Source organism: Anabaenopsis sp. NIES-4685 (assembly GCF_059725405.1).
The window spans coordinates 1,131,650-1,146,260 of record NZ_AP043602.1; the positions used below are offsets into that span (position 1 = coordinate 1,131,650).

A 14,611-nucleotide genomic window follows, 5' to 3' on the forward strand; every position below is an offset into this window, starting at 1 on the left:
AACCCAGCGACAGTATTGTGGCAAATCCGAGAGGAGACAACAACTATCTACTGGTACTAACATCGAAACTGGTTGGGTGAGTGGGGACAATGAAAAACAAGTTTCTGTATCTAATCAGGATTGGAAACAGTTAGGACAGTTTAGTAAATCTAAAGTCCGGTTGATTTGACGCTCAACAGGATGAATTATCATGACGGTTCAAACCGCTTGCGTCGCTTCCCTCTCAGCACGCTTCGTGACTGAGTTTCCCGCATACCATGTATTTCTATGAAGTTTGACAAAATATTAATTGCCAATCGGGGAGAAATTGCCCTTCGCATTCTCCGCGCCTGTGAAGAAATGGGAATCGCCACGGTTGCGGTTCACTCCACAGTTGACCAGAATGCTCTCCACGTTCAACTTGCCGACGAAGCGGTTTGCATTGGCGAACCTGCTAGTAGTAAAAGTTATTTGAATATTCCCAACATTATTTCTGCTGCCCTAACACGTAATGCCAGCGCCATTCACCCTGGTTATGGATTTTTAGCAGAAAATGCCAGATTTGCAGAAATTTGTGCTGACCATCATATTGCCTTTATTGGACCGACTCCTGAAGCCATAAGGCTCATGGGGGATAAATCCACAGCTAAAGAAACCATGCAAAAAGCTTTGGTACCAACTGTACCAGGTAGTGATGGCTTAGTAGAATCCGAACAAGAAGGATTGCTAATTGCCAAGGATATGGATTATCCGGTCATGATTAAAGCTACTGCTGGTGGGGGCGGTAGAGGAATGCGTTTAGTGCGTTCTGAAAGTGAATTTGTCAAACTTTTCTTAGCAGCCCAAGGGGAAGCCGGAGCGGCCTTTGGTAATTCTGGCGTTTATATAGAAAAATTTATTGAACGTCCGCGGCATATTGAATTCCAAATTTTGGCAGATAATTACGGTAACGTTATCCATTTGGGCGAACGGGACTGCTCAATTCAGCGCCGCAATCAAAAGTTACTCGAAGAGGCTCCCAGTCCCGCACTTGACCCAGAACTACGAGAAAAAATGGGACAAGCTGCTGTCAGAGCAGCTCAGTTTATCAACTTTACTGGGGCTGGTACAGTTGAATTTCTTCTAGATAGGTCTGGTAAGTTCTACTTTATGGAAATGAACACCCGGATTCAAGTTGAGCACCCTGTAACAGAAATGGTCACAGGAGTGGACTTAGTTGCTGAACAAATCCGCATTGCCCAAGGGGAAAGACTAAGGATTACCCAAGACCAAGTAATCTTAAGAGGTCATGCTATTGAATGCCGCATTAACGCCGAAGACCCAGAGCATGACTTTCGCCCTGCACCCGGACGTATTAGCGGCTATCTTCCCCCTGGTGGACCCGGTGTCCGTATTGATTCCCATGTTTACACCGACTACCAAATCCCCCCCTATTATGATTCTCTGATTGGTAAATTAATTGTTTGGGGTCCAGACCGAGCTACTGCAATTAACCGCATGAAACGCGCATTGCGAGAGTGTGCCATTACCGGACTTCCCACTACTATTGGATTTCATCAAAAGATTATGGAAAACCCCCGATTCTTGCAAGGTAATGTCTACACCAATTTTGTCCAGGAGATGAACCTTTAGGCTTGGGAAAATAAAAGAGGTTGGGGGAGGGGGTAAAGCAGTTAGTCTGGTGCTAAAATCTTTTACCCTCTTCCTACTCCCACTCCTATTACTTAATTCAAGCGAGTCATCATGGTGAGCAATCCTTGCTGACCGAGCAGAATTTCCCTAATCAGGCTGAGAATTCCTACCCAAAGAATAGGGGTAATATCTACCCCTCCTATGGGCTGCACTAGCTTTCGCAATGGCACTAAAAAGGGTTCAGTAGGCCAAGCTATCAGGTTAAAGGGCAAACGATTCAAGTCCACTTGTGGATACCAAGTCAGAATTATCCGGAAAATAAACAGAAATGTCATCAGTCCCAATAAAGGGCTGAGAATCCAAACAGTCAGGTTAACACCAGTCATTGGTTTGAGCTACTATCTGTGAACTAAGAAAGAATTTAGGCGAAAGCCAGCAAGGCTGCAATGTTTGAATGTTCTTGGTTCAATTTTAACGAATTCCAGGAAGGATACTTTTTTTCACTCACCAGTCAGGATGTTGCACTTTTTTGGTGAGACACCATATTAGAATTATGATCAAGTGTGTAAAAAAAAGGTTTAGAACTATGACGCCTTCATTAGCAAATTTTCTTTGGAGTCTGTTTTGGGGTGGTGTGATTGTAGTACTCCCTGCTACAGTTGGGCTGATTTTCATTAGCCAAAAAGATAAAATCCAGCGTTCATAATTCCTGGGAGAGTCGCTTTGACTCTCATAAAAATATCGCGGTCAGCTGGAAAATCAGCGACTTTAGCCCGCAGATGAAAGCCACTAGGTGGTTTTAACCACCGTGGTCTTTTCTGGGGAAAAGTAACCACTAAGCTAGGCTTATACTTTAGCCGACTGGGTAAACGGTTTTTGACGACCGTAGCGAGAGTAAGACCGTGGGGTTAGACCTAAAGTTACTCTGTCAGCAGGATCTCAGTGTCTTTACACCATTGCATATTTTCTCAGCTAGGCATCTTGCGGGGCTGAATTATGCGAGTTAAAAAATATGATGTAGCTTACCCAATTGCACCAACAGCAAACAGTCCCCCCACTGAAGACAAGCTATACTTTGACTAGCTGGCGATAAACAGCTTCAGAGCTTCTTTCCCAGAGGCTTTGAAGCTTCAATATATTGTTGATATTGTGCCTGATTAGAGTAGTGATTTTAATTGTGACTCGCTAACATAGATTTGATATTTGGAAAAGAACAATGGTAAATTTTGGGCTGAACTCAGCCAGCGTTCTGGCTCAGGTCAATTTTGGGACGAACTCAGCCAGTATTCTAGGAATTTTCCTGGCTGTGTCTGGGACAGCACTGTATTTTCTCCGCACTGTCCGTCCAGAACTGTCACGAGATCAAGATATTTTTTTTGCAGCAGTGGGCTTACTCTGCGGGTTTATTCTCATTTTCCAAGGGTGGCGGTTAGACCCAATTTTACAATTTAATCAGCTGCTTTTAGTCGGATCAACTGTATTTTTTGCAGTTGAAAGTATTCGTTTGCGAGGTATAGCTACTCAACAAGCCAAGCGGAACACTCCTATTGTGGATGAGGAGCGAGAAGTAAGCAGAAGCTATTCCTACGATCGCAGGGGATATGAGGCTGAGGTAGAAGAAGACTTAGAACCCCTTCCCTATGAAGACGAAGAACCACCGGTGCGCCCTCGTATTCGGGGTAGCAGGGATACTCGTTCCCCCCGTGATGAATACTATGAGGATCAACCACCTCGCCGCCCAGAACGCCGCAGTGGTAGGGAAAGACCAGAAACCCCAGACAGAAAGCGTCGTCCTAGTTCTGTCCGTCCTGGGAGTCGCAGTCGTGAGAGTTTTGAAGCAGAAAATTGGAGTGCTGATAGGGAAGTTGATGATTGGGATACTTCAGGTACTGAAGGGAGAAAATCTTCGAGCCGTAACACTAATAGACCACCACGTCGGGAAACTCGCGACCAGGATGTCCTTTCCCGAACCAGAAAGCGCCGGCCGTCTCCAGACTCAAGTTCACCTAGACCCATTGATGATGATGCAATACCAACTGAATACGTACCATATAACCCGATAGAAAACCCCAATCGGGAGCCAGATAATTTGACCGATTTGGATTAGGGTGTTATCTAATACGATTGGCTGTGCATTAGGTCTGGAGGCGATGGAAGACAATTGAGGTGAAAAGACTTACGCCTAGATTTTGGCTCCAAAGACCAATTCGTTGGAGCCTGGTTTTTAGCTTTGCTAGTTTATTGTTATCTTGCAGTACCAACGAAATACCCTTAGGGCCTACTTCCCTCAACAGTCGCTACACTGAAGAGCAACCTGCATTGAGTGGAAATGGTCGCTTTTTAGCATTTATATCTAATCGTAATGGTACTCACCAACTGTTGGTCTATGACTTGGAAGAACAACGGTTGGTTAGCATACCGGGTTTAAATAGACCCAGGACGATTACTGAAAATCCTAGCCTGAGCTATACCGGACGTTACATTGCTTATCTGACCAGTGACCAAGGTAGACCTGTTGTAGCACTTTATGATCGCGCTACGCAAAATTCACAAGTTATGACTCCCACTTATCGCGGCTGGTTGAGAAATCCGGGAATTAGCCCAGATGGACGTTATATTGTTTTTGAAACCGCTAGCCGTGGTCAGTGGGATATTGAAGTTTTAGACCGCGGACCAGATATTGAGTTAGATATTCCCAACGGTGCGAGTGTGAGATAATCATCCGTTAGGTAATTTATCTGTGTTCATCAGCATTGACTAATGACGAAATGAATAATCGAACTATTTTTATACCTATACTTGTTGCTGGGTTGGGCTTATTGGCTGGCTGCGTCGGCTATCCTCGCTTAGTCAATTATCCTTTTGATCCTGGTGGTCGGAGTCTTAACAGTCCAGCTTCGGAACTAAATCCCCAAACTTCAGGGAGATATATTGTTTTTACCAGCGATCGCCGGGGTAGCCAAGATGTTTATATGTTCGATACACTAACTCGCACCTTGGTAGATTTACCGGGTTTAAATTCCTTCGATACCATCGCCTCTCATCCTAGTGTTGCTGAGAATGGTCAGTACATTGTTTTTGCGGCTAGTCGTCAGGGGCGATCTACTATTTTTCTCTATGACCGAGAAACTAGACAATCGAGAAATTTAACTAATAACTTGGTAGCAGAAGTCCGCAACCCTACGATTAGCGCTGATGGTCGCAGGATTGCGTTTGAGTATAGTAACAATGGTCAATGGGATGTTTTAGTTTATGAACAATCGGGACAAAGGTTGAATATACCTCAAGAGCCGCGCTGAAAATAGAGACTGGGAAATTTATCAATCAGGGGTTTTCTTTTTCTTTTGTACAGATTCAATGAGTGATCGCACTTGTTGAGTACCTTGGGAAGGTTCAAAGGAAAGTGGGAATTTACCGCGCACTATCATTCGTAAACCAAGAGGTGCAAGACTCAGTAGTCCTTTCAGGTCCCGAAAGTAGTTACCAACCACTTGGATACCAAATTGACGTTCATCGATCCAACCACCTTCTTTCACCAAATCTACTAATACTTTGCGGTGGCGAATTGAGCGACTGTCTTGGGCTTGTTTGCGTTGCAGAATTTCCTGTTTAATTTTTGTGATTTGCTCCAATGGTGCTACCTCCATCGGACAAACTGAGTCACAGTAGAAACAACGAGTACAACCCCATACTCCTTTAGTTCCTTGGTTATAAGTTTCTAAGCGATTTTCGGTTTCACCATCACGAGAGTCAGCCACCATGCGATAGGCTTTGGCTAGTGCATGAGGACCAACAAAATCTGGATTAACTTCACGGGCATTACATTCAGAATAACAAGCACCACACATGATACAATTACCTGTCTGATCAAGACGCGATCGCTCCTGTGGTGTTTGTAAAAATTCCCTTTCCGGAACCTGTCGCGCCGCTGTACTTACATAAGGAGCTACTGCATCTAGATGATTCCAGAAACTAGTCATGTCAACGACCAAATCTTTAATTACCGGCATATTACCTAAAGGAGCTACTGTAATTTCCCGAATTGTGTTGGCGTTATTTTCCCCTGCAGGGATTTGTGGTAATCTAGCTAGTTCACTACCGACATTTTCCTTACAAGCTAAAGCCGAACGCCCATTGATTCGCATAGCACAGCTACCGCAAATTGTATTGCGGCAATTTTTGCGAAAAGCGAGTGTTCCATCTTGTTCCCACTTAATTCGATTGAGGCAATCCAAGATTGTATTGCCAGAATCTACCTGTAAAAGGTAAGTTTGTACAACAGGAGAGAAATTTTGTTGCTGCCGAATGATTTTAAATAAAACTTCCATTATCACCAACCACAATCTTCAAATTATATTGCCAGCCGCAGAAGTCGTGAATCAAGCCTGGTGGTTACACTTGAGCTATACTCTTGTTCACCCTAATGGCCAGCCCAGTGTTAATAGGCTGCTCATACAAGAGCAACTGATTCTAGTTTAAGGATAACCATTCATATTCAATTTGTAGGGGTGCTACAACTGAGATTCTTGTCAACCTCTCAAATCAAAGGCAAATCATGTAGTTATGGTGGGGGGAATATTTAACCTAATTGTTTCACAGCAGAAGCACAAGTCGGTTTTTCAGGAGAAACAGCTAGGTTCATATCCTGCATAGTGAATATATCTAAACTCAATCCATTCATGTTTCTCAATATCTCTTGATGTTAAGAGTAATGGCAGCCATTGGCGCATAAAATCCCTAATCTAGTCGCAAAGGGATAGTTTTTTTGTGTATATGTCAGCGCTGAACCTGTGGGATAACATCGGGTGATAAACAGGTATTTGCAAGATATGGGAAAATTTATTCTTCCCCAAGACAGACGTATATAATCTCTATCCGCTGTTTGTCTCATGAGAATAAACCATCAGGACAATCCTCACTTAGGGGATGTGTGTACAAAATCAAGTAAATTTGGGATTTTACTCAATTGTCAAAACTCCTCATCTAAATTTAGATGAATTTTTATAAAAGTCTCGCTGCAATATTCAATAGGGCAAAAAGTCCGATGAATCCCACTTTTTGACTCCCCAAGGTTAGATATTTAGATTTAAGTTTTTAGTCGCAGTTCAATTAAAAACTAAACAATTATTTTGCTATTATTAGTTCATGCTAGTATTTAATATAAAATTACGAACTAACAAATCCAGTACCAATAGCTGCATAAGCACCGCTAATGCTGATTTGTAAATTCGTAATGTAGAGACAAAAAAAATCACGTCTCTACAGGCAGAACAAAGGTGTATGTCCGTAAGAGCCTATTCAAATACCATGCTGTCTTGGTCTGGAGAGTCAGATTAGGGAAAACCTCACAACTCAAAGGCAATAAAGGCCAGCACTGAAAGTTGAAAGCCAGCAATTTATTTGGTCTACGACTTATTTGTAGTCGCACTCAAATAACTTGTTCAGGTGGCTGAAAGTGACACTGCTACAGTAGCGCCAACACATAAAATCAATTGATTTCCCATGGTGATTTCTGGTGAAAAGTGCCGTAAAATCCCTGAAATCAATGTTTGTGGACACCATGACCTCTAGTCTGTTGTGGGTGACCATAATAGAATTTATCCCTCACCCCAGAGTCATGAGTAGTCAAATACTGGACATGAGACAACTTTGTTTATCAGTTTGGAGAAAGTAAGGAAAATTTGAGCGTAATGACTGAAACTGCAACCGCACCATTAACTGGAAAAGCATTGCTTGCTAAGGTGAAAGAATTATCTAATTTACCACGCCGAGAAAGAGCCAAGCAGTGCGGATATTACACCGTTACTAAGAATAATCAAGTTCGCGTCAATCTCACAGATTTTTATGATGCTCTGCTATCTGCTAGAGGAATTCCTCTGAGTCCCGAAGCACCTAAAGATGGTCGTGGTCGTGAACCGACATATCGTGTCAGCGTTCATCAAAACGGTCAAATTGTGATTGGTGCTACCTACACTAAGGCAATGAACTTAAAGCCGGGTGATGAGTTTGAAATCAGACTGGGATATAAACATATCCACTTAATTCAACTGGGAGAAAGTGATAAAAAAGTGACTTCAGTAGATATAGACTCAGAAGACTCCGATGAAGATTTGGAAGAGTAAGTTTGCCAATGGTATGAATAAGTTAACAGTCAAGGCTTTATAAATAATTCGTACCACAACAGCCAAGCGCTAATTCTCTTTGCTTGAACTTTGTAACATGGGAACAATACGATTAGACCCCTTGCACAAGTGACAAACTCTAGTAGAGTCTTGATTAACAAGCAGGAAGTCTATCGTGTTTTTTTATGTCTATTTTGATAAAAATATCCAATAGCGTAGCAGCATTTATACAAGAAGCATCAATGCTGGTTATGGTGATGACATTTTTTATCACCTGGATAGGGTGCTGGTTACCAATAGCAGCAGTCATCGCCATGAGACTGAATTGGCAACCTACCAAAGCTTTACAACCGGAACAAAAATTACCCTTGTTAGTGCCACTTTACTTATTAGCGCCCCTGGTTCTCTGGATAGTGATTTGGCTATCCCATAAATCTTTTTCAGATTATGGCTTGGTGGCCAGTGTTTCCCTGCTCAGTTCCCTAGGGCTGGGTTTCGGTTTGGGAGTATTGAGCCTAGCAATGATGTTTACGTCCCAATTCTGGCTAGGTTGGTGCTATTTAGAAAAATCAAATATTAAGTTTATACCATCGATTTTATTGATAGCCTTATTAGTTGGGGGCATAGAAGAGTTAGTTTTTCGTGGTTTCTTGTTAACTGAATTGGAGCGTGATTACCCACTGTGGGTAGCAGCAACAATTTCCAGCTTAATTTTTGCCCTTCTGCACTTAGTATGGGAACAACGGGAAACCAAACCCCAAATTCCTGGATTATGGCTGATGGGAATGATGCTGGTATTAGCCAGGATTACTGATGGGGGCAGTTTGGGTATAGCTTGGGGATTACATACAGCATTAGTATGGGCGATCGCCACCATAGATACAGCACAACTAATTAGCTATACTGGTAAAGCCTCAGAATGGTGGACTGGTAAAAACAAAAAACCCCTGGCGGGGGCGGCGGGAATTATTTGTGTGTTGGGAACAGGGTTAATTCTGTGGGCATTGTGATAAATAGCACACAAGCTCGTAATCAATCCTAATTTAAAAGTCAGATTTAGATTGACCAGTGCATACAAGCTGAGAGTCTGACAAGCAGAATAGATGATGGTGGGTTAGTAATCGCTAACCCACCATCAGATTTTTGGGAATTGTACCCCATTCTTTAACTGATAAAATGCAGCTGGGTGATGATCATAGTCATGAGATTATGGGTAATCGGGAGACTATCTATCACCATACCCAAACATAACAGCATCATGTAAGAGATGGAATAGAGAAACAACTCTCTAGCCACAGTGCGATCCTCTGGACTGTGTAACAAACGCCAAGATTTGTGAACAAATAATCCTCCCAGACTGAGGGCGATCGCCGCATAAACAAATCCACTAGCGTGCAAAGGATAAACAAGTAAGATAGTAGTACCAACGGTGACCAGTGTATAGTACCAAATCTGCTTGACTGTTGCCATATCACCCTCAACCACAGGTAACATGGGGATACCAACTTTTGCGTAGTCATCCCGAATCATCAGCGCTAACGCCCAGAAATGGGGAGGTGTCCATAAAAAAACTATGGCAAAAATTAACCATGCTGCCCAGCTTAAAGTCCCTGTGACAGCCGCCCAACCAACTAAAGCGGGAATTGCTCCAGCCGCGCCACCAATGACAATATTTTGAGTGCTGTGGCGTTTTAACCAGTGGGTATAGACCAAAACATAAAAGATAATGCCGGAGAATGCTAGAGAAGCAGCGAGTAAATTGGCGAATACTGCGAGTAGGGTGAAAGACATCACCGCCAGAGCGATGGCAAAAATCAGGGCATCACGGGGCTGGATCTTACCAGAAGGGATAGGACGATGACGCGTCCGCTCCATATCATAGTCAATATCCCGGTCATAGATACAGTTAATGGTTTGGGCGCTAGCGGCTGCCAAAGTACCACCAGTAAGAGTTACTAACAGCAACAATGGATCTACTTGTCCCTGAGCAGCAATCCACATACTTCCAGCCGTGGTAATCAGCAGCAAGGGAATAATCCGCGGCTTTGTGAGTTGGTAGTAGCTTTGGATGACTTGGAGAAATGTTTGGTTTTGGCGAGAGACATTAGTCTCAATCATGTTAGCTCTTGTTCCTTATTTTTCAACAACTTTTATGCAGCCCCTGCTCATACTGAGTTGACATTAAAAATAGTTACTGATCCTCAGGGAAGACGAGGAAGATGAGGAGGATGGAGAAGATCGGGAAGATTGTGATCAGGTTCCCTGATCTTTCCTGGCTCCCCCATAAACCCTTGTTCAGACTAGCTAGTGAAAGTTGAGACTTTTCTTGGGCGTGCAAGCAGTTTTGGTTTTTATGGTGTTACCACTTCTAATAGCTGGGGGTTGTTGCTAGATGTGATGGCAATTTGATTTCCTGCCGTGGCAAGCTACATAGCAATGGGGAAACGAACCCGAATTAAGTTATGCATTGGTTCCATTTATTGGTGTACTGATAACATTCGCTGTTGAAGCAACAGGGTAAGCATTGATTTCACGGGCCATAGCCGAGTCGCGTAGTGCCAGAACTGTAAAAGCTACTAAAGTACCAAGCAAAGCCGCCCCGACAGTTTGGTGAGAAACTGTCAAAAGCTCGACTTGGAGATGTAATCGGAAAGTGGCAACTCCTAAGAAGATTTGTAACATCAGCAACCCACCAGCCATAGTTGCCAATCGCCGCAAAGCTGGATGGAGTGCTGGCGTGCGCCAGGATATGAATACCACTGCCAAAGTAGCCACAGTAGGCGGTACCAAGCCAAAAATATGGCTATACATCACATTACAAAGCTGAGAATCACCAAAGCATTGGTGTAAGGCCCAGCGAGACCCTACTAAAGCGCCTAGTATACTTTGCAGATAGACAAAAATAACGGCACTCAAACCCAACCAAGGTAACTTACCAACAGTTCCAGTTCCTTGATAAGGAGTGAGCGCGATGCCAACAACCAGTAGGGTAGTGAAAAATAACAGCGCCGTTCCCAAATGGGCAGTGACGATATCAAACCGCAACAGTTGGGTAACGGTAAGTCCTCCCAAAATCCCTTGGAAGACGATTAAAAATAGGGCAAATGTCGATGCCCAGGGCAGCCAAGTGGGTAAGCAACGACGATACCACCAGGACAACCCAGCCAGGGCTATGGCGCTCAAACCAATTAACCCTGCATCCAATCTGTGAAACCACTCCAAGAAAACTTGAAGATTCATTTGTCTAGTGGGCACCAATTCCCCATAGCACAATGGCCAGTCCGGACAAGCCAGCCCAGCATTCATCACACGGGTGGCACTGCCTATGGCCATCAAAATCAAGGTGGCTATGCAAATTTTCCACACCAAGCGACGAATTAATTCCTGGGGCTTTCGCTGCTCGGCGGCCGCTTCATTTTGTTGTTCTAGGACAAATTCATTCATGAACAGTACCTTCCGCCCGCTCTTGGTTGAGCTGCCGTTAAATTTTCCAAGTTTGAGTACCAATCTATCTACACCCTAACCTATGCAGCCGGGTGGAAAAGATTGGCTTGCACTTATACTTTGGATCACTCTAGCTAGTTTTAGCCGAGCTTTAGGTATTTTTTAATTTGTTAACGATTAATAATTATTGATTAATTTTACCAATCTGAAATATTTATGGGATTTTACATAGCATTGACACTAAGCTATGTCTAGCCATAAATGTATAAAAATCTCTAAAATAGATATGTGATGCTCAAAACTATGAACTTAGTTGGAAAAATTAATAAAATCTTAAAACCATTAGACTCCAGATTTAATTGCCTGAACTACCTTAGTAAGTGGGTAGCATAGAGATAACGTAGTAAATTCATTTAAGTAAACCGTGAAGATTCCAAGTTCCATCTGGACACTACTAATTGGCATCGTACTAACGCTATCGAGCCTTTGGTACGGTCAAAATCACGGTCTGTTGCCAACAGCAGCCACAGACGAAGCCGTTTTAGTGGATGGTCTGTTTAACACCATGATGATCGTTTCCACAGGTATATTCTTACTTGTGGAAGGTATTTTGATCTACTCGGCAATTAAATACCGGCGACGGGCCGGTGACCTTGAAGATGGACCACCAATTGAGGGCAATGTGCCTTTAGAAATCCTCTGGACAGCGATACCAGCCATTATCGTCCTCGGTATTTCTGTTTATAGTTTTGAGGTATATAACGACATTGGCGGCTTTGATCCCCATTCTGTTCATGAAGCGCCGATGACTCAGGAGTCTATGACAATGCCGGGGGCTGCGATTGCAGCAACTTTAAGCGATACACCCCCCAGCACAGGGGGGAACCGCAATCAAGAACAGTCTGAGGAGGCAATGCAAGACCCAGCCACAGCAGCAGTCCGTAATGCTGACCAAATTCCCCAAAAGCGGAATGCGCCCGGTGTAGGTAGTGTGGCTCCCACTATTGGGGGAAGTCCCGAAAAGGCTGGTCTACCACCAGAATTACGGGTTAATGTGACTGGTTTACAATATGCTTGGCTTTTCACCTATCCTGATACAGGGGTGACTACAGGTGAGCTACACCTTCCCGTAGGTCGGGAAGTGGAAATCAACATGACAGCCAATGATGTTATCCATGCTTTCTGGGTTCCTGAGTTCCGCCTCAAACAAGATGCTATCCCCGGTAGACAAAGCGAAATTCGGTTCACTCCCAGATTAGCTGGTACTTACGACCTGATTTGTGCCGAACTTTGTGGCCCTTACCACGGAGCAATGAAAACCCAAGTAGTAGTAGAAACCCAACAAGCCTATGAAGCCTGGATGCAAGAACAATTGGTTGCTAGTAGCGAAACCCTAAACCAAGCCGTTGCTGTTAATCCTGCTGATTTGTCCGCAGATGAATTTCTCAGTCCTTACACTAGGGATATGGGTATACAGCCAGAGATGCTACATCATATGCACCAAAAGATTGTTGAGTAAACAGTGCGGCTAGCTGAGTCAGGATTTCATCCCTCACTAAGCACATAAATTCATGGTCATTCAATCCATACAAACAAGTCAGGAAAGCGAAGAAAGTCATTTTACTAATGACTAATGACCAATGACTAATGAGTAATGACTAATTAACTTATGACACAAACTCAGTTAGAAAAAACTGCCAATATTCCGCCTCATATAGAAGAACCACAAGAAAGACATTGGCGAGACTTTTTTGGTTTCAGCACCGACCATAAGGTAATTGGGATTCAATACCTAGTTACATCCTTTGTTTTCTACTGCATTGGCGGCGTGATGGCTGACTTGGTGCGGACAGAACTACGTACCCCAGAGGTAGATTTTGTGAACCCGGAAATTTATAACAGTTTATTTACACTGCACGCCACAATCATGATTTTTTTGTGGATTGTGCCAGCAGGTGCAGGATTTGCTAACTATCTCATTCCCCTGATGATTGGGGCTAGAGATATGGCATTTCCGCGCTTGAATGCTGTAGCTTTTTGGATGATTCCCCCTGCGGGTGTGTTGCTGATCGCTAGTTTAGCCCTGGGTGATGCGCCTGATGCTGGATGGACTTCCTACCCTCCTTTGAGCTTGGTAACAGGCCAAGTGGGTGAGGCTATCTGGATTATGAGTGTGCTGCTATTGGGTACATCCTCGATTTTGGGAGCCATTAACTTTATTGTTACCATCCTGAAGATGCGTGTTCCCAGTATGGGCTTTCATCAAATGCCTTTGTTTTGTTGGTCAATGTTGGCCACTTCTGCTTTAGTGTTGCTATCTACACCAGTACTAGCCGGGGCGCTGATTCTTCTGGGCTTTGACTTATTAGCAGGAACAACATTTTTTAACCCCACTGGCGGGGGGGATCCGGTGGTTTACCAGCATATGTTCTGGTTTTATTCTCACCCGGCGGTTTATATCATGATTTTGCCTTTCTTTGGGGCAATTTCGGAAATTTTGCCGGTTCATGCCCGCAAGCCAATTTTTGGCTATAAGGCGATCGCCTATTCTTCTCTGGCTATCAGTTTCTTAGGGCTAATCGTCTGGGCGCATCATATGTTTACCAGTGGTGTCCCCGGTTGGTTACGAATGTTTTTTATGATCACCACCATGATCATTGCTGTACCCACTGGGATTAAGATCTTTGGTTGGTTAGCAACTATTTGGGGTGGCAAAATTAGCCTCAATAGTCCCATGATTTTTGCCATGGGCTTTTTAGGAACCTTCGTGATTGGCGGGGTTAGTGGTGTAATGTTAGCCGCAGTCCCCTTTGATATTCACGTTCATGATACTTATTTTGTAGTGGCACATTTGCACTACGTTCTGTTTGGTGGTAGTGTCTTAGGAATTTTTGCCGCTATTTATCACTGGTTCCCAAAAATGACGGGACGGATGATGAACGAATTTTGGGGTAAAGTTCATGCTGTTTTAACCATTGTCGGTCTGAATATGACCTTCTTACCCATGCACAAACTGGGTCTGATGGGGATGAACCGCCGTATTGCCCAATATGACCCAAAATTCACCTCCTTGAATGAAATCTGCACCTACGGGTCTTATATTCTGGCGATTTCAACATTACCCTTTATCATCAATGCCGTTTGGAGTTGGTGGTATGGACAAAAAGCTGGTGATAATCCTTGGCGGGGACTGACCTTAGAATTGACCACCACCTCACCACCAGCCATTGAGAATTTCGAGAAACTCCCGGTCTTAGCTACAGGCCCCTATGATTATGGCGTAGGTAAGAAAGAAGTGGATATTCAGCAGGTGTTGAGCCTCGAACCTGATGAACCATATCCCACCATTGAGTCTGGCGTTTAACAGTAGCGAGTAGGGGTTAGCCAATAGCTAGTTATTTGCTAACAATAGATTATATATGCTCATAACTGCT

13 protein-coding genes are annotated in these 14,611 nt (G+C 43.7%); 9 read left to right on the forward strand and 4 right to left on the reverse strand.

Going from position 1 to position 14,611, the window contains the following annotated elements:
- Positions 1-267 precede the first annotated feature (267 nt).
- Entirely contained in the window at positions 268-1,611 is a 1,344-nt protein-coding gene (gene accC / locus AC6IZ0_RS04830; protein ID WP_271730865.1) for an acetyl-CoA carboxylase biotin carboxylase subunit, read from the forward strand.
- 92 nt (positions 1,612-1,703) lie between these two features.
- On the opposite strand, the gene AC6IZ0_RS04835 is transcribed toward accC, so the two are convergent.
- Complete coding sequence (locus AC6IZ0_RS04835) at positions 1,704-1,997, reverse strand: YggT family protein (RefSeq protein ID WP_271730866.1); 294 nt, start codon at positions 1,995-1,997, stop codon at positions 1,704-1,706.
- Positions 1,998-2,197: 200 nt separating this feature from the next.
- Here AC6IZ0_RS04835 and psbX point away from each other — a divergent pair, with 200 nt between their 5' ends.
- From psbX to AC6IZ0_RS04855, 4 genes are all read left to right on the forward strand, one after another.
- Positions 2,198-2,317 carry a photosystem II reaction center X protein gene (gene psbX, locus AC6IZ0_RS04840; protein ID WP_200987310.1) on the forward strand — a complete coding sequence of 40 codons (120 nt, stop codon included), beginning with the start codon at positions 2,198-2,200 and terminating at the stop codon, positions 2,315-2,317.
- Positions 2,318-2,827: 510 nt separating this feature from the next.
- On the forward strand, positions 2,828-3,718 hold the full coding sequence (locus AC6IZ0_RS04845; protein ID WP_497725275.1) for a Ycf66 family protein: 891 nt from the start codon (positions 2,828-2,830) through the stop codon (positions 3,716-3,718).
- 59 nt (positions 3,719-3,777) lie between these two features.
- Positions 3,778-4,329: a TolB family protein gene (locus AC6IZ0_RS04850; RefSeq protein WP_280801933.1), complete on the forward strand. Its 552-nt coding sequence runs from the start codon at positions 3,778-3,780 to the stop codon at positions 4,327-4,329.
- Positions 4,330-4,379: 50 nt separating this feature from the next.
- On the forward strand, positions 4,380-4,910 hold the full coding sequence (locus tag AC6IZ0_RS04855) for a TolB family protein (RefSeq protein WP_497725276.1): 531 nt from the start codon (positions 4,380-4,382) through the stop codon (positions 4,908-4,910).
- A 21-nt stretch (positions 4,911-4,931) separates the two neighbouring features.
- On the opposite strand, the gene AC6IZ0_RS04860 is transcribed toward AC6IZ0_RS04855, so the two are convergent.
- Positions 4,932-5,939, reverse strand: a complete 1,008-nt coding sequence (locus AC6IZ0_RS04860; RefSeq protein WP_497725277.1) for a succinate dehydrogenase/fumarate reductase iron-sulfur subunit — start codon at positions 5,937-5,939, stop codon at positions 4,932-4,934.
- 1,362 nt (positions 5,940-7,301) lie between these two features.
- Between AC6IZ0_RS04860 and AC6IZ0_RS04865 the strand changes: the two genes are divergently transcribed.
- Both AC6IZ0_RS04865 and AC6IZ0_RS04870 read left to right on the forward strand, forming a co-directional pair.
- Positions 7,302-7,733, forward strand: a complete 432-nt coding sequence (locus AC6IZ0_RS04865) for an AbrB family transcriptional regulator (protein WP_271730873.1) — start codon at positions 7,302-7,304, stop codon at positions 7,731-7,733.
- A 185-nt stretch (positions 7,734-7,918) separates the two neighbouring features.
- A complete protein-coding gene (locus AC6IZ0_RS04870; protein ID WP_497725278.1) occupies positions 7,919-8,743 on the forward strand; it encodes a CPBP family intramembrane glutamic endopeptidase in 825 nt (274 codons plus the stop codon).
- 154 nt (positions 8,744-8,897) lie between these two features.
- Here the strand turns inward: AC6IZ0_RS04870 and AC6IZ0_RS04875 are convergent, their stop codons facing one another.
- Complete coding sequence (locus AC6IZ0_RS04875; protein WP_271730875.1) at positions 8,898-9,851, reverse strand: heme o synthase; 954 nt, start codon at positions 9,849-9,851, stop codon at positions 8,898-8,900.
- 342 nt (positions 9,852-10,193) lie between these two features.
- Positions 10,194-11,177 (reverse strand): COX15/CtaA family protein, encoded by a 984-nt coding sequence (locus AC6IZ0_RS04880; RefSeq protein ID WP_271730876.1) that lies wholly within the window; start codon positions 11,175-11,177, stop codon positions 10,194-10,196.
- Between the two features lie 424 nt (positions 11,178-11,601).
- On the opposite strand from AC6IZ0_RS04880, the gene AC6IZ0_RS04885 reads away from it, so the two are divergent.
- Positions 11,602-12,696 carry a cytochrome c oxidase subunit II gene (locus tag AC6IZ0_RS04885; RefSeq protein WP_271730878.1) on the forward strand — a complete coding sequence of 365 codons (1,095 nt, stop codon included), beginning with the start codon at positions 11,602-11,604 and terminating at the stop codon, positions 12,694-12,696.
- Positions 12,697-12,846: 150 nt separating this feature from the next.
- Positions 12,847-14,541 (forward strand): cytochrome c oxidase subunit I, encoded by a 1,695-nt coding sequence (gene ctaD, locus AC6IZ0_RS04890; RefSeq protein WP_497725279.1) that lies wholly within the window; start codon positions 12,847-12,849, stop codon positions 14,539-14,541.
- Positions 14,542-14,611: the final 70 nt, after the last annotated feature.